Source organism: Mycolicibacterium sp. TUM20985 (assembly GCF_030295745.1).
In the GTDB taxonomy this organism is placed as follows: Bacteria; Actinomycetota; Actinomycetes; order Mycobacteriales; family Mycobacteriaceae; genus Mycobacterium.
Map to the genome: position 1 here is coordinate 4,967,863 of NZ_AP027291.1, position 16,038 is coordinate 4,983,900.

Consider the following 16,038-nt stretch of genomic DNA (forward strand, 5'->3'; position numbering starts at 1 on the left):
CACTAGGGTGCTGACATGAGCACTACCGACGCGGACGTGCAGATGCACGTGGGAACGCTGTACCGCTATCCGGTGAAGTCGATGCTCGGCGAGGCCGTCGACGCACTCTTCATCGACGAACGGGGCGTCGAGGGCGACCGGCGCCTGGCCCTGATCGACGAGGCGACCGGCCGGGTGGCCAGCGCCAAGCAGGCACGACTATGGCGGGCCCTGCTGACGTGCAGCGCCACCATGGACGCCGGTCGAGTGAGCATCCAGATGCCCGACGGAGTGACGATGGCCGCCGAGGCGGACGAGGTGGATGCCCGACTTTCGAAACTGCTTGCCCGACAGGTACATCTGGCCCACAGCCGGCCGCCGGGGGCATCCGTGGAGCGGGCGGATCCCGAGCAGGTGCTCGAGTTCGGCCTGGATGCCGAGGTCGAGGCGCCCCTGCTGGAGTTGGCCGAGGCGACTCCGGGCGCATCGTTCACCGACTACGCGCCGGTACACGCGATCACCACCGCCACCCTAGAACGCATCGACATCGACGCCGAGCGCTACCGACCCAATCTGGTGATCGTCACCCCGCCTGGCTTTCCGCCGTATGCGGAGAACGAGTGGACGGGCCGCACCCTCGCGGTGGGACAGGCACGGCTGCGGTCTCTCGGTCCGACCCCGCGGTGTGTCATCCCCACGCTCGAGCACGGTCGGCTGGGCCGCGCACCGCAGGCGATACGCACGCCCGCATCCGAAAACCGCGTTTCGGCATTGGACATGGGTGTGCTGCCGTGTGCCGGGGCGTACTTCGAAGTCGTTGCGGCGGCGACGATTCGGGTGGGGGATCGGGTTTCGCTTGGGGAGTAGTGGTTTCGTGGGCGGTCAGTGCCCGTCGGCCGATAATCGCCTGGGCTCGACGTCGTCTACCTCGTTGATTGCACGAGCGACCAGCTGTCGCTTGTAACCGAGGCTCATCTCGTCGATCGAGGCGATCGCGTCGTCAGTCAGCTCCTGCCGAATTCCATTGTGCGCGTGCGCAAACGGGATATAGGCCCGCAGGAGCGCTGGAGCATCCAACGCAATCTCAAGCGGGACATCGTGGTCAGGGAAGGGTTTGTCGAGGATCCACCAGAGCCGATGAACGCTCCATCGCCCTGGGTCGCAGCAGCCCGTCTCGCACAGTTGCCGCAGGAGGTCGCGATAGTCGACGTCACCAAAGGGTGCGCCCGCCGGGGAGGCGAAGAAGAGATCGAGTAGTTCCGAAGCGGCGCGGTCATCCGTCGACGGTCCCAGGTACGCGCGGCCGCCGTCCGGAAGCAGGGTGGTCACCCAGCGCAGCAAAGGCCGGGCCAGGCGCCACTCATTCGACCGCGGCAAGAATCCCCCGGTCCGCAACCCGTACTCGAGCCACGTCCGGGCGCCGGCGGGCTCCATCTCCTCGAATCTCGTCTCGTGGTCGCCATTTCGGTGCGCGCGGACGAGCACTCTGTCCAGTGAGTCACTCAACACGCCTATCTCGGTGATGCCCGAGAGCTCATTGTGATCGACGAAGGCAACGAACGTCAGCTCGGTCGCATCGGCGAAGCGCAGACCAATCAGGAGTTCGTCGCCATCGCCTAGCACCTCGGTCCTTCGCAGCACCCGGAGAACCTCGACGCGACGGAGGCCGACCAACCACTTCGGCAGATGGTCGCTTCGTGTCGAGACTTCGCTGCGGCACCGCTCGAGCAGGCAGTCGTCCTCGACGAGCAATTCGGCGAGCACCGCGAGCAGGGCAGTCGTCTCGCGAAGCCTCCGACTCGCGAGACCATCCACGAACTCCTTCAACGAATTCGACTCCTTGAGCGGCCCACCCTTCACCCATGCATACGGATCGGGGGTGGCCCAGCCGATGAAGCAGCTGGCAATGCCGAGCAGGGACGCAGGATGCTTGGCCAACGCCTTGCGGACCGTCGTGACTAGAACGTCGTCGTCGCCCTTGCTGGGTCGACGCTTCCGTGCGCGACGGATGTCTCTCCGCATCTGCTTGGCGGCGCGGAGTTTGCGTGTGTCGTTCATGCGCCGGACGCTACGGACGGGCACCGACACGACTACGTCAGTCGCCGTCGGCTGGGCCGAACCGCCGAGAACGAATCCCGTTCGACGCAAAAGCGCCCGTGTGTCAGTTATAGTCAGAGTGACTATAACGATCTAGGAGGCCCCGATGATCGATTGGCTGGCGCGACTGGTGGACCCACTCAACGTGGTCCTGTTCTCCATCGGTGCAGACCACGTGAGCTGGGCCGAGCTACTCGGGTTCCTCACTGGAGCGCTGTGCGTCGCCCTGACCGTGCGCAGGAGCATCGCCAACTTTCCTGTCGGCATTGCCAACAGCGCATTCTTTCTCGTCCTCTTCGCGTCGGCTCAATTGTGGGCGGACTCGTGCTTGCAACTGCTCTACATCGGCCTTGGTGTCGCCGGGTGGTGGCAATGGCGGTACGGCAGCGCTGCGAGAAGTGCCCTGGTGGTTCGACGGGCTGGCCGGGGCGAGTTGGCGGCATGCCTCGTCTTCGTCGTGGTCGGTACCGCGGCTCTCCATTTCATACTGACCCTTGCGCACGATTCGGCGCCTTTCTTGGACGCGGTCACGACCTGCCTGTCGCTGACGGCGCAGTGGCTACTCAATGGCAAGCGAATCGAGACGTGGTTCTTTTGGATCGCCGCTGACTGCATATACATCCCGCTGTATCTCAGCAGGGGACTCACCCTGACGGCGATCGTCTATGCGTTGTTCCTCGTGTTGTGCTTCGCCGGGTTGCGAGCGTGGTCGCGTGCACGTGCGATCGACGCACCTGTCCTGATCGCGAGTCCCACAACGTGAATGAGTTCGAACACGGCCTGATGATCGGCAAGTTCTATCCGCCGCGACACGGACATCATGCGGCAATTCGGGCCGCCGCCGCGCGATGTGCGAAATTCACCGTGCTCGTGATGGCCTCAGCCGTCGAGACGATACCGCTGGCCGATCGGGTGGCCTGGCTGCGCGACGAGCATCGAGACGAACCCAATGTTCACGTCGCCGGCATCCGCTGCGACGCCCCCCTGGACATCAGCGACGAAAGGGTCTGGGCGGCTCAGGTCGCCGCGATGCGCGCCGGACTGGGCGCCGCTGGGGCACCGGCGGTTGTCGACGCGGTGTTCAGTGGCGACGGCTACTACGCCAAACTCGCGAAGTGGTTCGGCGCCACCGGGGTCAAAATGGATCGGACCGGGAGCAGTACCGCGGTGCGTCGCGATCTCGCGGGCCAGTGGAGCGAGTTGGCGGCGCCGACTCGCGCGGGCTTGACCAGTCGCGTCGTCGTAGTCGGCGCCGAATCGACGGGCACGACGACTTTGGCCGAGCGCCTTGCCGAGCACTATGCCGCGCGCGGCGGGGTGTGGGCCGCCACCCGGTGCGTCGCCGAATACGGCCGCGAATACACCTGCCTCAAGGCAGCAACCAAACCCGACCTCGATCTCACCGAATTAGATTGGGAAGAACACGATTTCGACGTGATCGGCCCGGAGCAGACTCAACGCGAGGAGGCTGCGGCACGAGTGGGCTCCCCGGTCCTGATCTGCGATACCGACGCGTTCGCAACGTCCGTATGGAAGCGTCGCTACCTGGGCACGAAGAGTGCGACACCCGAACCATGGACGTCCGTCCCGGCGCGAGCGGTCTACCTGCTCACCGACCACGCCGACGTGCCATGGCGCGACGACGGCATGAGGGAGGGTGACCTAACGATTCGTGCGGCCATGACCGGCTGGTTCACCGAAGCCCTTACCGCTGAGCAACATTCGTGGGTGCTGCTGACCGGCACACTGGAGGAGAGAATGGATCTCGCCGTCCGCACCATTGACCCACTGTTGGCCCATCGCGCGCGATTCGGCGAACCACTGCACGGCCCCGGATTCGAGGCGGCACCGTGACCGGAGAAGCGACCTGGTTGCGGCAATACGATCCGAGCGAGTTCCCGCCGTTCGCCGTCACGGTAGACCTCGCTGTCTTCACGCTTCGAGGAAATCAATTGTGTGTGCTGCTGGTGCGGCGCGGTGAACATCCCTATCGGGGATGGTGGGCACTGCCTGGCGGGCATCTGCAACATGGGCGCGAGTCCGCCGACGATGCGGCGCGGCGAGAACTCCACGAGGAAGCCGGTTTGGACACCGAGTCCGCCGGGGTCCACCTCGAGCAACTCGGCAGCTATAGCGATCCCGGCCGCGACCCGCGGATCACCGCCGGTCTGCAAGTGGTGTCGATCGCATACTTCGCGCTAGCCCCCGACCTGCCGGACGCCGAGGCAGGCACGGATGCACGCGAGGCGGCGTGGTGGCCGGTCAGCGACGCCACCGACCTCGCGCTGGCCTTCGACCACCGCATCATTCTCGACGATGCGCTCGGCCGGGTGCGCGCGAAACTCGAATACACCACCTTGGCAACGCGATTCGTGTCCGAACCGTTCAGCCTGGCCGACCTGCGGCACGTATACGAAGTGGTCTGGGGTTATGCACCCGACACCGCAAACTTCCGTCGGAAGGTACTTGCGACGGAAGACTTCGTACGCCCCAGCCCAGAGATCGCCGACTCGACGCGCACAGGCGGACGTCCCGCTGAACTCTTCACCAGAGGTGATGCGCAGGCCATCTTTCCTCCGCTGATGCGGCGCGAGTAGGAACACGATCGATGCGACGTCACGAACTGCTGGGACTGCTCTGACCAGTAGTCGGAGCGTCGATCGGGACTGCGCCCGCAGCAACGCCATACTGGTCGCGCGGGCACTCGGACGTCCGCGCGACCAGGGGGTTCCGTGATCTGGCTTCTGCAGCTGCCTGCTTCGCTTCTCGGGTTCGCCGCGGTGGCCCTCGTCGTCGGACTGTCTGTGGCCGGGCTGCTGCTGTTCCGCAAGGCCGTGTCACACACTCGGCTCGAGGAAGCGAATGCCGCGTCGGGACAAATGTTTCAGCTTGCCGGTGTGCTCTACGCGGTGCTCGTCGCCTTCGTCGTGGTCGTGGTGTGGGAGCAGTTCGGCGACGCCGAGAACGCCACCGTCGCAGAAGCCAGCGCGATCACGGACCTGCTCCGGGACTCCGAGGCGATACCCGCCGCGTACCGGATGGACGTGCAGCGCAACCTCCTCGCCTATGCCGACGACGTGATCAACGACGAGCTACCGCGCATGCGCCGGGGCGAGACCATCGAGGAGGAATCTGATCACATGACGGCGATCTGGACCGCCTTCCTGAAGGTCGAGCCGGACACCCGCAACGAGATCGCGTTCTTCGACCACGACATCGTCAAGCTCAACGATCTGAGCGCCAACCGCAAGTTGCGGGTATCGACCGGTGAGTCCGCGGTCCCCGGTGAGTTGTGGGTGCTGCTCCTCGGCGGTGGAGCCGTCGTCATGACGTTCACGTTCCTGTTCGGGACCCGTGACGTCGTTCTTCATGCGCTCGCCGTCGGCCTCACGGCGGGCTTGATGGGCTTCGTCCTGTATCTGATCTTCGCGCTCGAGCATCCGTTCGTGGGGGCTCTGTCGGTCAAACCCGACCCCTACGTGAACGTGCTGCAACTCTGGAAAGACGACATGCCGTCACCGCCGTAGAGGCACCGTGCGTTCGCCGCCTGCACACGTCGAGTGTGTGCCCCCTGGATGACTCGTCGCCACCCTCCGTACCTGGGGCACACACTCGACGCGACCATCGAGCGGTCTAGTCGAGCAGCCGCTGCGCCAGCTTGTTGCCGAGCCCCAACACCATCTGGTCGGGACGCTGCTGCTCGCCCTGCTGTGAACCGAGGACGATGATCGTGCCGGTCAGCACCGGGAGCGCCCACTGCAGGTACTTCAGGTTCCTCTGCGCTGCGGCGACGTCATCGGGTGTCGACGATGACGGCTCCGTCGCGCCTTCGACGGAATGACCGTCGCCCTGAGCGACTTTGGCGCCCAGGGCGCCGCTGACGGCCGTCGCGCCCAGCGCGAGGCCGGTCACCACGAGCTTGGCCGCGGTATTCGCGGTGACTCCGGATTGATTCTTGGCGCGGCCACGGTTGGCGTACAGGATCGCGGCACCGCCGACGAGATGCGCGCCGATGGCGGCGGCGTTGGCCGGGGCCCACTTTGCCCAGCCCACCGAGGCGACGCGAGCTCGGTCACCGGGTTCGCGCACCGCAGCTGCAGCGCCATTGACACCGAGCGCACCCATCAACGATCCTCCGAACCAGGCGGCGGCTCCGAGATCGTGGAGTGAGCGGACGATGGTGTTGCGTTCAGACATGACAAGTCCTTCGAAAGTTGGTGCGTCGGACGCGCCGCGGGGCTGGACGCGGTCCTCATCTCAAGGGGTGCTCAACTCGGCGCATTCGAAACGTGACATGCCAAATCGCCTACCGCCGAAACCGTGAAGCGCGCTCTCCCTCGTTTAGCTGGCAAACGACGGGGTAGTTGGGAGGGAACATCGACGTGAGGAACGACATGACCATTGGACATCTGCCCAGACTTCTCGGTGCGGCCGTCGTGTCCGCCGGCGCGGTACTTTGCTCCACCTCGGCCCCCGCCGCGTACGCGGCACCCTGCGCCGACGTCGAGCTCGTGTTCGCCCGCGGCACCGGCGAGGCACCCGGCGTCGGTGGCATCGGCCAGTCCTACGTCGACGCGCTGCGCACGCAGCTCGGCCCGAGGTCGCTGGACGTGTACCCGGTCAACTACCCGGCCAGCGACGACTTTGCCAACCGTGAAGCGTTCGCCAGCACGGTCATCGAAGGCGTTAGGGACGCCGGGGCGCACGTGCAGGCCACGGCAGCGAACTGCCCCACCACCAAGATCGTGCTCGGCGGTTACTCACAGGGCGCAATAGTCGCGGGATACGTCACGGCGGACCAGGCGCCCGCCGGCGTGCCAACGTCCGTGGTGCCCGACCCCCTGCCCGCCAGCGTCGCCGACCACGTCGCCGCCGTGACGCTGTTCGGTACGCCGTCGCCCGAGTTCCTGCAGCAATACGACGCGCCCGCGTTGACCATCGGGCCGAACTACACCGCCAAGACCCTCAAGCTGTGCGCGCAGGGCGACAACATCTGCGACGGCACACCAGGTGGGCAGCCCGGCTTCGCGCACATCTCGTACGGCTTCAACGGCCTGACCAGCGAAGCGGCTGGCTACGCTGCGGACCGCATCGCGCCGGCTCCCGATCGCGGCTAGTCGACGGCTCGCTCACACCGGCGCAGCCCCCGAACTGCGACCCCGTCAGCCCTCTGTCGGGAAATGATAAAAGCGTGTCGCATAACGTCAAGACGCGCCAGGGTCCGTTCAGCCATTCTTGTGTTGTAGCTCCTGCGACTCCGCAGGCGTGAACCAAGGAAGGCCATGACCGCGACCCGCCCCAACGCCCCCGCCACCGGCACGTCCCTCCGTGGACCCGCCCGTCGCGCGTCAGGACGGGGGCGGCGACTCTTCGTGCCCTACGTGCAGGATCCTCCCCAGTCGCTCGATGCTCGCACACGCCTGATCTCTAGCTAAAGCCGCTGCACGACAATGCGATTCACCCGGCTGGCCGGGTAGTCGATCGCGATTGCCGCACGCCGCCCGTGCCGCTGAGTTGCGCGCACGACCTCGAGCACCGCCACTGCGGTGGCCCGCAAACACCCTCGGCCGACATTCGCGAGGGAACGCAGGAGCAACGATGAGCACATCCCGTAAGAACAGTTCGCGCTTCACGTGGACGGCTGACCACGACGCCGCCTTGCGACGACTCGCAGAGGCCGTTCAGCAGGTCCGGCACGCCGACACCCCCATCACCCAGCAGCAGCTCAGAGCGGCGGTCGACAGCGCTCGGGACGCGGGCCTCGGATGGACCCAGATCGGCGACGCGCTCGGAATCGCCAGTGGCAACGCCTATCACCGTTACCGACGGCGACCGATTGCCTCGGAGCAGGAACAGCCCTGCGACGCGGGCGAGACAAGCTTCTAAGAGGTCCGGCCGCCGCTCGGGGGTTACTCCGCCGACCCGTATTCGAGCGCCGGCTCAGCGGAGTCCACGCGCCCGTTGCTGATGATCGTCAGCTGGCCGGGCCGCACCTGGTACCTGGCGCCGTCGGCCGGGTTCACGGCGTCGAAGCCGCCATCTGAGGGCACCGCGTTGGACAGGCGCACGTTGGCGCCGTCTCGCAGACGTTCGCCGTGGTAGTAGTAGCTGCCCGACGACTCCTGGCAGATCACCGCCAGCGACGACGCCGTCCTCATCGCCGACACCAGCGTTCCCGAGTCGCAGCGCGCGGCGTGGCCGACGAAGCCCTGCGCGTCGGTGTTCGACACTCCCGAGACGGGCGCGGCGCTCGTCGACGTGGTGCTCGTCGTCGAGGTCGACGTATCGGTGGTGCTCGCGGGCGGGGCGGCCAGCGGACTCTGCGGCTGAGACCCGGTGCCGCCACCGGTGAAGACGATCGCGGCAGCCAGTCCCGCCGCGAGCGCGAACATCGCGACGGTCCCGGCGAGCAGCGCCTTCTGCGTGCGGCTGAACCGCGAGCGCGGGACCGGCGCCGGGGGCGGCGGTTGTGGCGCGTAGGGCCGCGGACGCTCAGCACTGAACTGGCGCGTGCTGGGCGGCGGTCCAGGGCGCGCCGGCGAGACGGCGGCGGGCCCCCCGTGCACGGCGGCAGCGGCCGCCTTGGCCAGCTCACCCGCCGTCGCGTACCGCTCGGCGGGGTCCTTCGCCATGCCCTTGGCGATGACGGCGTCGAAGGCGGGGCTGACGCCCTGCCGCACCTCGCTCGGCCGCGGGGGCGGCGCGAACATGTGCGCGCTCATCACCTGACGGATGTCGGCCGCCTCGAACGGCGCGCGTCCCGTCAGGCACTCGAACAGCAGGCAGGTCAACGAGTACACGTCCGACGGCGGTCCGCCCGGCTTGCCGCTGAGGCGCTCGGAGGCCATGTACGCGCAGGAGCCGATGATCAGCCCGGTCCGCGTCACAGTCGCCTCGCCGCCGCCGTTGGCGATGCCGAAGTCCACCAGGTAGGCGAAGTCGTCCGGCGTAAGCAACACGTTCTCCGGCTTGACGTCGCGGTGCACCAGCCCGTGGGCGTGCGCGGCGTCCAGCGCGGCGGCGACCTGCGCGACGATCGACACCGCCCGCGCCGGCGGAAGCACGCCCGTGACCCGCAGCTCGTCCTTGACGCTGCCGCCCTCGACCAGGCGCATGTCGATGTACAGGACCCCGTTGATCTCGCCGAAGTCGTGCACGGGGATGACGTGGGGCTCGTGCAGTCGCGCCGCGATGCGCGACTCGCGGCGGAACCGGTCGCGGTAGCTCGGGTCGGCGGCCACGTCCGCCCGCAGCAGCTTGAGCGCTACCATCCGCTCCCGCGCGGTGTCGTAGGCGCGATAGACCTCGCCCATTCCGCCCATACCGAGCAGTTCATGGAGCTCATAGGGCCCGAAGCGCGTGCTCGGACGCGGTCCAGCACCCGGCGACGCCATAACCGCTCCTTCCCTGTTCCGTGACCCGACTTGCTCAGGTGTTCCCGTTTATGTCCAGCTCAACCCGCTCTCGCGGGGGCGACCAGGGGACGATGCCGAAGTCGAAGTAGCACAAGCGAATTGCTTCGTGGCAAGGGTACAGGGTCGGGCCCGACGGGGTGGAGCGACGCCATTCGGGCGTCGGGTGTGCGCCATGCTGGACGGGTGAGCGATCTCGACGACCTCGTAGCGGAGTGGGGACTACGTCCCGACGGCACCCCGCTCCACACCGGCCGCGCGACGCTGCTGCCGGTGCGTTCCGGGGGCGCGGCAGCCATGCTGAGGATCGCGGTCGAGGACGTCCCCGGCCACCTGGTCCTGCGCCGCTGGAACGGCGAGGGCGCGGTCCGCTTGCTGCGCGCCGACCCGCACCGTCGCGCCATGCTGCTGGAGCGGCTACGTCCCGAAACCCTCGACGCACTCGACGACATCGCCGCCTGCGAGGTGGTCGCCGGGCTCTACGGGCGGCTGCACGTACCCGCGATGCCCCAATTGCGTTCGCTCAACGAACTTCTCGCTGCCTGGGCCGACGACTTCCGCGCGCTCCCCCGCAGTGCGCCCATTCCTCGTCGCCTCATCGAGCAGGCCGTCGCCCTGTGCCGCGACCTGTCCACCGAGCCCGCCGACCACGTCCTGCACGGCAATCTGCACTACGGGAACGTGCTCGCCGCCGACCGGGCACCGTGGTTGGCGATCTCCCCCACCCCGCTCAACGGTCACCCGGCCTTCGAGTTGGCGCCGATGCTGTGGGGCCGGTGGGACGAACTCACCGACCACGTCCGCGGTGGCGTGCAACGCCGCTTCTACACCCTGGTCGACGCCACTGGGTCCGACGAGGACCGCGCCCGCTCCTGGGTACTCGTCCGGGTGGTCCGCGCCGCGGCTCGAGCCCTGGCCGACGATCACGACGCGGGGACGTTGACCCGCTACGTCACGCTCGCCAAGGCCGTGCAGGAGTGACGGTCAGTCGTCGTCGGCGTCGGGGATGCCCCCCGGCGGCGGCGTCGCGTAGGCCGGGCTCGCGGGGGGAAGCACTTCGAGGGGGTCGGCTTCGGTCGAGTCGGTGTCGTCGGGTTGGGGGTTCGTCATCACTATGTGCTACCCGTCGGTGCGGGCCTGAAACGAACGGCCTTACGGGTCTTCGCGACTCGGCGCCGGGTAGGTCGCGGCGGCGAGGTCGAGGATCTCTTGGCGGTCGTCGGCGCGGAGGAACCCCGCCGCGATCGTGGCGTCGAGCGAGGCAGTGAACTTGGTCAGGTAGTCGGCCGAACCGCCGGGGTACAGCACGGCGAGCGGCCCCGCCCCAAACCGTTCGCTGGAGCCGAAGAGCAGCGCCAACACGTCGTCGGCCGCGCATAGCCCCGACGTCCGGGCGACGGGCACCTCGACCCACGGCGTGCGCACTCCGCCCGTTGCCAACCCGTGGTCGTCTCCGATGAGCTGCGGCGGGTCGGTGGCGGTCAGGTCGATCGGCGGGGCGCTCGGCGGCGCCGTTTCGCTGCGCACCCAGTCGACGAGCTGCGCGATCGCCGCCTGCAGGACGTAGTGGTGCTGCGGCGCGTTGTTGATGCAGTGCGGCAGCTGGCGGCCCATCAGCGACGACGTCGGCGCATAGGCCGCGACCAGGTCCGCCAGCGGTGCCGACCCGGAGTCGATGAAGCCGACCTTGATCGTGTAGTTGTCGGCGTGCGCTGTACCGGGTATCTCCCAGGTGCGAAGTCGCTGCGAATCTGGTTGCCGCGCGGCGTAATAGCCTGCCCGAACCCCGCCGACCAGATCTGTCTCGGTGATCACCGTCATGACCGGGACGCGCAAGTCTTGAACGAACGGGACCGCCTCGGGTGCTGCGGCGCCGGAGTCATCGAAGATCGACGAGCCGTCCAGCGGCGCCGCGGGCCCAAAGCGGGAGTGGACCAGGAACCCGTCGTACACCTGCGCGAGCGGGTCGACGACGTTGACGTAGGTGGTGAGGAACAGTGCGGACTGCGATTCGCCCACCGCCACGACGGCTTCCGGCGTCAGTCCCCCGAGCACGTCGGCGGCGCGCTCGCGGACCAAACGCCCGATCTGGGAGAAGACGTCGTAGGCGTACGCGTCGCCGGGATGGTGCAGCGGGCCGTAGCGACTGGGATCGAGTGTCTTCAGCGACATGTCCATGCCGAGGCTGGCGCCGCCCTCGACGCCCACCCGCTGCGCGGAGACCGCGACGAACGCGTGACCGGCGCGCACCAGCTCGCGGTGCGCCATGAGCCAGACGGCGGGCGCGTCGATGCCACCGCTCACGTTGAGCCATTCGACGACGACCGTGCCACTGAAGCGATTGGCATCCGTCGGCGTCAGGACAACGATCCGGGTGGTGAACTCGGCGGTGTCGAAGGGTTTCGCGTGCCGAGCGGCCGAGCCGGAGACGAAGAACTCCCTCGCCTCGTAGCCGAGGGTGGCGAGGCCGTAGGCGCCGAGCAGAAGGTTCGGCGTACCCGTCACGGGTTTCACGATCATGGCCTGACTCTTGCACAGCATCAACGGGTCGCCGTGCACGCAGTGATCGGCACTCCATCTTGCACTTGCTGCAAGTTGCAGTTCATGCAATCATCGCTGAATGGTCGAGAATCAACCCGCGGACGGCAGGGAGCGCAACAAGCGCGCGACCCGGCAGGCGCTTCGGACCGCCACCTTGGAGTTGGCGCTCGAACGCGGCATCGACGCGGTGACCATCGACGAGATTGCGCGACGCGCCGGAGTGTCCACCCGGACGTTCTTCAACTACTTCGACACCAAGGAGGACGCTGCCCTACTCGAATTGTTCCTCGTCTCCGACGAGGAGCTGGAGGGGTTTGCGGTGGCGACCGGCAGTGACGTCTGGGCAGAGTTGACCGAGATCTTCACCACCGACGTACGGCACGCCGAGCAACTCGACGCTGCGAACTTGTTGCGCTACCTGCAGTTGCACGCTCGACACCCAGAACTCGGGGCCCACCAGATGGGTCGGTTCGCGATGTTCCTCGACCGCCTGAACGACGCGATCACCAAGCGCCTGGGCAACCGCAGCCGACTGCGAGCCGAGGTCATGGCCGGATCGTGCATCACCGCCGTGCGCGTCGGGCTGGACCAATGGCACGCCCGGAACGGGAAGTCGTCGGCGGCCACCTACGTCGCCGCGGCGTTCGGCGAGTTCGACGGCGCGTTTGGAGATCGATGACCAGCCAGAGCCTCGCGGCCGTCGACGTCACCGCACCCTCGTTCAAGGCCGACCCGTTTTGGTTCTACGCTCGCTTGCGCGACGAAGCGCCCGTCTTCCCGGTGACGATTCCGAGGATGGGCCGCGCCTGGCTGGTCACTCGTTACGACGACGTGGTCGGCGTGCTGAAAGACGAACGGCTGCTGAAGAACCCCCGAGCGGCGATGACACCGGCTCAGTTGAAGAAAGTGCGGACCCTACCCCGGCCGCTGGCCGTGGTGCAGACCGGTCTGCTGAGCACCGATGGTGATGATCACGCGCGGCTGCGCGCCCTGGTGCGCCACGCGTTCACCGCCCGGCGCATCGAGCAGATGCGCGAGCAAGCCCAAGTCATCGCCGATGGACTGCTCGACGCCGCCCTTCACCGTGGCCGGATGGACCTCGTCGCCGACTACGCCCTCCCGATCCCGTTGCTACTCATCGGACGCATCCTCGGCGTGCCGGAGAAGGACAACTCGAAGTTCGCAGCCTGGTCGACTGCCTTGATCTCGTCCCCCGAACGGCGCAACCCGCTGCTGGCCGTGCCCTCGATCCTGAGGTTCCTTCGCTACCTCCGCGCCTTGATCGCCGAGCGTGCCGCGCGACCGACCGACGACCTCATCTCCGCGATGGCCACTGCTCGTGACGGAGAAGACCGGCTCACTCCCGACGAAATCTTGGCGATGTGCGTGCTGCTGCTCACCGCCGGCCACGAAACTACCCGCAACCTCATCGCCACGGGAACCCTTGCGCTACTGCGCAATCCCGATCAGATCAACCGCCTACGCGACGATCCGACTCTGACGGGGACCGCTATCGAGGAGCTCCTCCGCTTCACCGTTCCCGCCGAGACGGCCACCGAACGCTATGCGCGCGAGGACATCTCGATCGCGGGAACGACCATCGCCCGCGGCTCCCTGGTGCTCGCCGTACTGGCGTCGGCCAACCGCGACCCGACTCACTTCGACAACCCCGACACCCTCGACGTCGGCCGAACCCCCAACCGGCACCTGTCATTCGGCCACGGGGTGCACTACTGCCTCGGCGCACCGCTGGCCCGGCTCGAAGGTCAGATCGCCATCGAAACCCTGTTGCGGCGCGCCCCGGCGCTGCGACTCGGTGTCTCACCGGAGCGGCTGACCTGGCGCGGCGGCATCGTGCTGCGCGGCCTTCGTGCTCTTCCCGTGCTGCTCTGACCCGCCCTACCGGATTGCGCCGTTGATCGTCGACTCGTCGATGAGACCCTTCTCGACACCCCACATCGTGGCGATGGTCCGGTACTCACCGGTCTTCATCAGATGCTCGAGGGCCTGCCGCATGGACTCCGCCAGCGCCGATCCCTTGGCCACCGGCCAGCCGTACGGCTGTGGGTCGGTGACCTCGCCCGCCTCCTCCAGCGCGCCGCCGCTGGTCTTCACCGCGAACCCGGTGACCGGGGAGTCGGCCGCCATCGCGTCGACCTCACCGGCGATCAACGCCTTCGTCAGATCGTCCTGTCGCACGTAGACGACCTTGTCGATCGGCGCGAGACCCGCGTCGACACAGGCGTCGCTCAACGCCGGGATCTCAGAGGTCTCCTGCAGCGCGCCGTACGCCACTCCGACCCGCAGTCCACACGCGTTGTTCGGATCGACCGACGACCCCGGCCGCTGGGCCCACAGCGTGCCCGCCTCGAAGTAGGTGACGAAGTCCACCGCGGACTCCCGCTCGACGGTGTCGGTGAACGACGACATCCCAACGTTGAAGTCCTCCGCGCGTACCGACGGAATGATGGCCTCGAAGGCGGTTTCGCGGTATTCGGCCTTCAGGCCCAGTGTCCGCGCGATGGCGTTCATCAGATCGACGTCGAAGCCCACGATTTCACCGTTGGCGTCCTTGAATTCGTTGGGCGCGTAGGGAACGTTGACCCCGACGATCAACGTGCCCGTCTCGCGGACGTCCGCGGGCACGGTGGCCGCGATCGACGCCACAGCGCCGGGTGCCAGCGACGGGTCCGGCGACGCGGTGCTCCCGGCCACGCCCGCCTGTCTGGTGCCGCCGGTACTGGGTGCGCCCGTCAACTGCACGGCGCCAAACGTGCCGACCGCCGCCACCAGCACCACCGCCGAGACGATCGCCAGCACCCGACGCGAGGGCCGCCCCCGCCGACTCGTGGCGACGCGCCGCGCGGAATGCCTACCGGACCGGCCGGTGGTGCGCACGGGCGCCTCGAAGGCGCGCCGGGTGGCCGCCGCGAGGTCCGCGGCGGTCTGGAACCGCTGGGACGGCTTCTTGGCCATGCCCTTGGCGATCACCTGGTCGAAAGCCGCCAGCGCCGGGTCGAACGACGACGGGCGCGGCGGTGCCGACACCATGTGCCCGGCGATCTGCTGTTCGAGGCTGTCCGCAGGATATGGGCGCGAACCCGTCAGGCTCTCGTAGAGCACACAGGTCAACGCGTAGATGTCGGAGCGCGAATCGCTCTGCCCGCCGTCGAAGCGCTCCGGCGCCATGTAGGCAAGCGTCCCGAGGGTGCTGCCCGCCGTCGTCATCCCCTGCTCGCCGGCGGTGCGGGCCAGGCCGAAGTCGATCAGGTATGCGAACTCGCTCGCGGTGATCAGGATGTTCGACGGCTTCACGTCGCGGTGGATCAGACCGGCCCGGTGCGCGGCGTCCAATGCCATCCCGACCTGCTCGACGACCTTCACCGCGAGCGCCGGATCGATTGGCCGCTCACGGCGGGCGAGGATGTCGGCCAACGTGCGGCCCTCGATCAGCCGCATGTCCAGATACAGCCTGCCGTCGATCTCGCCATAGCCGTGGATCGGCACCACGTGCGGATCACTCAGGCTGGCCGCGGCCTGCGACTCCCGGCGAAACCGCTGCTGAAAGACCGTGTCCTGGGCCAAGTGGGGTGGCAGCACCTTGAGGGCGACCACGCGGTCGGTCTTGGTGTCATAGGCGCGGTAGACCTCGCCCATGCCGCCACGGCCCAACAGCTCTCGCAGCTGGTAGTGCCCAAATGGCGTCGCTTCCACCGTTGACTCCTCGGCGACCGCCATCCCCGCACGGCGTGTCGATCAGAAGTTACCTCAGCCCAGCGAGGTCAGCGAACCTTCTCGGGAATCGAGTTCAGCGCGTGGAGGACCTCCACGGCCACCAGGCCCGCGGCATCGTCGTCGAGCGTGGAGTGGGACGTGATAGTCGTCTTGACGAGTTCGAGGCGAATGTCATACGGGGTACGGATCTTCGTGGGCGAAGCCATCGTGGTGTCCTTCAAAAGCGAGCATGTTGGCTCGGAACCGAGCAGCTCGATACCCAAGACGCTACGCC

The 16,038-nt window shown here is 67.5% G+C and carries 17 protein-coding genes; 10 read left to right on the plus strand and 7 right to left on the minus strand.

Annotation, left to right across the window (positions count from 1 at the left end; translation table 11 throughout):
* Positions 1 to 15 precede the first annotated feature (15 nt).
* A complete protein-coding gene (locus tag QUE68_RS24305) occupies positions 16 to 846 on the plus strand; it encodes an MOSC domain-containing protein (protein ID WP_284235042.1) in 831 nt (276 codons plus the stop codon).
* A 15-nt stretch (positions 847 to 861) separates the two neighbouring features.
* Here the strand turns inward: QUE68_RS24305 and QUE68_RS24310 are convergent, their stop codons facing one another.
* Positions 862 to 2,037 (minus strand): hypothetical protein, encoded by a 1,176-nt coding sequence (locus tag QUE68_RS24310; RefSeq protein ID WP_284235041.1) that lies wholly within the window; start codon positions 2,035 to 2,037, stop codon positions 862 to 864.
* 145 nt (positions 2,038 to 2,182) lie between these two features.
* Here QUE68_RS24310 and pnuC point away from each other — a divergent pair, with 145 nt between their 5' ends.
* The 4 genes from pnuC (at position 2,183) to QUE68_RS24330 (ending at position 5,603) form a co-directional block, all read left to right on the plus strand.
* The gene (pnuC, locus tag QUE68_RS24315; protein WP_284228885.1) at positions 2,183 to 2,839 is read left to right on the plus strand and encodes a nicotinamide riboside transporter PnuC; all 657 of its coding nucleotides are present in this window, start codon (positions 2,183 to 2,185) and stop codon (positions 2,837 to 2,839) included.
* Positions 2,836 to 3,930, plus strand: coding sequence for an AAA family ATPase (locus QUE68_RS24320; RefSeq protein WP_284228887.1), 1,095 nt, complete (start codon positions 2,836 to 2,838; stop codon positions 3,928 to 3,930). The genes pnuC and QUE68_RS24320 overlap by 4 nt, the downstream gene beginning before the upstream one ends.
* Positions 3,927 to 4,673 (plus strand): NUDIX hydrolase, encoded by a 747-nt coding sequence (locus tag QUE68_RS24325; protein ID WP_284228889.1) that lies wholly within the window; start codon positions 3,927 to 3,929, stop codon positions 4,671 to 4,673. Before QUE68_RS24320 ends, QUE68_RS24325 begins: the two co-directional genes overlap by 4 nt.
* A 135-nt stretch (positions 4,674 to 4,808) precedes the next feature.
* Complete coding sequence (locus tag QUE68_RS24330) at positions 4,809 to 5,603, plus strand: bestrophin-like domain (RefSeq protein WP_284228891.1); 795 nt, start codon at positions 4,809 to 4,811, stop codon at positions 5,601 to 5,603.
* A gap of 106 nt (positions 5,604 to 5,709) precedes the next feature.
* Here QUE68_RS24330 and QUE68_RS24335 read toward each other — a convergent pair whose 3' ends face one another.
* Positions 5,710 to 6,273 (minus strand): hypothetical protein, encoded by a 564-nt coding sequence (locus QUE68_RS24335; protein WP_284228893.1) that lies wholly within the window; start codon positions 6,271 to 6,273, stop codon positions 5,710 to 5,712.
* A gap of 197 nt (positions 6,274 to 6,470) precedes the next feature.
* Between QUE68_RS24335 and QUE68_RS24340 the strand changes: the two genes are divergently transcribed.
* Both QUE68_RS24340 and QUE68_RS24345 read left to right on the plus strand, forming a co-directional pair.
* Positions 6,471 to 7,193 carry a cutinase family protein gene (locus tag QUE68_RS24340; protein ID WP_284228894.1) on the plus strand — a complete coding sequence of 241 codons (723 nt, stop codon included), beginning with the start codon at positions 6,471 to 6,473 and terminating at the stop codon, positions 7,191 to 7,193.
* 481 nt (positions 7,194 to 7,674) lie between these two features.
* The gene (locus QUE68_RS24345; RefSeq protein ID WP_284228895.1) at positions 7,675 to 7,962 is read left to right on the plus strand and encodes a hypothetical protein; all 288 of its coding nucleotides are present in this window, start codon (positions 7,675 to 7,677) and stop codon (positions 7,960 to 7,962) included.
* Between the two features lie 23 nt (positions 7,963 to 7,985).
* On the opposite strand, the gene QUE68_RS24350 is transcribed toward QUE68_RS24345, so the two are convergent.
* Complete coding sequence (locus tag QUE68_RS24350; RefSeq protein WP_284228896.1) at positions 7,986 to 9,470, minus strand: serine/threonine-protein kinase; 1,485 nt, start codon at positions 9,468 to 9,470, stop codon at positions 7,986 to 7,988.
* A gap of 204 nt (positions 9,471 to 9,674) precedes the next feature.
* Here QUE68_RS24350 and QUE68_RS24355 point away from each other — a divergent pair, with 204 nt between their 5' ends.
* Positions 9,675 to 10,469: an aminoglycoside phosphotransferase family protein gene (locus QUE68_RS24355; RefSeq protein ID WP_284228898.1), complete on the plus strand. Its 795-nt coding sequence runs from the start codon at positions 9,675 to 9,677 to the stop codon at positions 10,467 to 10,469.
* Positions 10,470 to 10,472: 3 nt separating this feature from the next.
* Here the strand turns inward: QUE68_RS24355 and QUE68_RS24360 are convergent, their stop codons facing one another.
* Together QUE68_RS24360 and QUE68_RS24365 are read right to left on the minus strand one after the other, a co-directional pair.
* Positions 10,473 to 10,598, minus strand: coding sequence for a hypothetical protein (locus QUE68_RS24360; RefSeq protein WP_284228899.1), 126 nt, complete (start codon positions 10,596 to 10,598; stop codon positions 10,473 to 10,475).
* Positions 10,599 to 10,640: 42 nt separating this feature from the next.
* Positions 10,641 to 12,008 carry an alpha/beta hydrolase domain-containing protein gene (locus QUE68_RS24365; protein WP_284228900.1) on the minus strand — a complete coding sequence of 456 codons (1,368 nt, stop codon included), beginning with the start codon at positions 12,006 to 12,008 and terminating at the stop codon, positions 10,641 to 10,643.
* 100 nt (positions 12,009 to 12,108) lie between these two features.
* Between QUE68_RS24365 and QUE68_RS24370 the strand changes: the two genes are divergently transcribed.
* Complete coding sequence (locus tag QUE68_RS24370; RefSeq protein WP_284228902.1) at positions 12,109 to 12,708, plus strand: TetR/AcrR family transcriptional regulator; 600 nt, start codon at positions 12,109 to 12,111, stop codon at positions 12,706 to 12,708.
* Positions 12,705 to 13,922 (plus strand): cytochrome P450 family protein, encoded by a 1,218-nt coding sequence (locus tag QUE68_RS24375; protein WP_284228904.1) that lies wholly within the window; start codon positions 12,705 to 12,707, stop codon positions 13,920 to 13,922. Before QUE68_RS24370 ends, QUE68_RS24375 begins: the two co-directional genes overlap by 4 nt.
* A gap of 6 nt (positions 13,923 to 13,928) precedes the next feature.
* Here the strand turns inward: QUE68_RS24375 and stpK7 are convergent, their stop codons facing one another.
* Both stpK7 and QUE68_RS24385 read right to left on the minus strand, forming a co-directional pair.
* Positions 13,929 to 15,743: a serine/threonine protein kinase StpK7 gene (stpK7, locus tag QUE68_RS24380; RefSeq protein ID WP_284228906.1), complete on the minus strand. Its 1,815-nt coding sequence runs from the start codon at positions 15,741 to 15,743 to the stop codon at positions 13,929 to 13,931.
* Positions 15,744 to 15,811: 68 nt separating this feature from the next.
* Positions 15,812 to 15,970, minus strand: coding sequence for a DUF6307 family protein (locus QUE68_RS24385; RefSeq protein WP_286274574.1), 159 nt, complete (start codon positions 15,968 to 15,970; stop codon positions 15,812 to 15,814).
* Positions 15,971 to 16,038 lie beyond the last annotated feature (68 nt).

Excerpts from the sequence above, each read along its gene's own strand:
- QUE68_RS24340 (WP_284228894.1), top strand. The coding sequence starts at position 6,471 with ATGACCATTGGACATCTGCCCAGACTTCTCGGTGCGGCCGTCGTGTCC.
- QUE68_RS24345 (WP_284228895.1), top strand. The coding sequence starts at position 7,675 with ATGAGCACATCCCGTAAGAACAGTTCGCGCTTCACGTGGACGGCTGAC.
- QUE68_RS24370 (WP_284228902.1), top strand. The coding sequence starts at position 12,109 with ATGGTCGAGAATCAACCCGCGGACGGCAGGGAGCGCAACAAGCGCGCG.
- QUE68_RS24375 (WP_284228904.1), top strand. The coding sequence starts at position 12,705 with ATGACCAGCCAGAGCCTCGCGGCCGTCGACGTCACCGCACCCTCGTTC.
- QUE68_RS24335 (WP_284228893.1), bottom strand. The coding sequence starts at position 6,273 with ATGTCTGAACGCAACACCATCGTCCGCTCACTCCACGATCTCGGAGCC.
- QUE68_RS24350 (WP_284228896.1), bottom strand. The coding sequence starts at position 9,470 with ATGGCGTCGCCGGGTGCTGGACCGCGTCCGAGCACGCGCTTCGGGCCC.
- QUE68_RS24305 (WP_284235042.1), top strand. The coding sequence starts at position 16 with ATGAGCACTACCGACGCGGACGTGCAGATGCACGTGGGAACGCTGTAC.
- QUE68_RS24365 (WP_284228900.1), bottom strand. The coding sequence starts at position 12,008 with ATGATCGTGAAACCCGTGACGGGTACGCCGAACCTTCTGCTCGGCGCC.
- QUE68_RS24310 (WP_284235041.1), bottom strand. The coding sequence starts at position 2,037 with ATGAACGACACACGCAAACTCCGCGCCGCCAAGCAGATGCGGAGAGAC.
- QUE68_RS24385 (WP_286274574.1), bottom strand. The coding sequence starts at position 15,970 with ATGGCTTCGCCCACGAAGATCCGTACCCCGTATGACATTCGCCTCGAA.
- QUE68_RS24360 (WP_284228899.1), bottom strand. The coding sequence starts at position 10,598 with ATGACGAACCCCCAACCCGACGACACCGACTCGACCGAAGCCGACCCC.
- pnuC (WP_284228885.1), top strand. The coding sequence starts at position 2,183 with ATGATCGATTGGCTGGCGCGACTGGTGGACCCACTCAACGTGGTCCTG.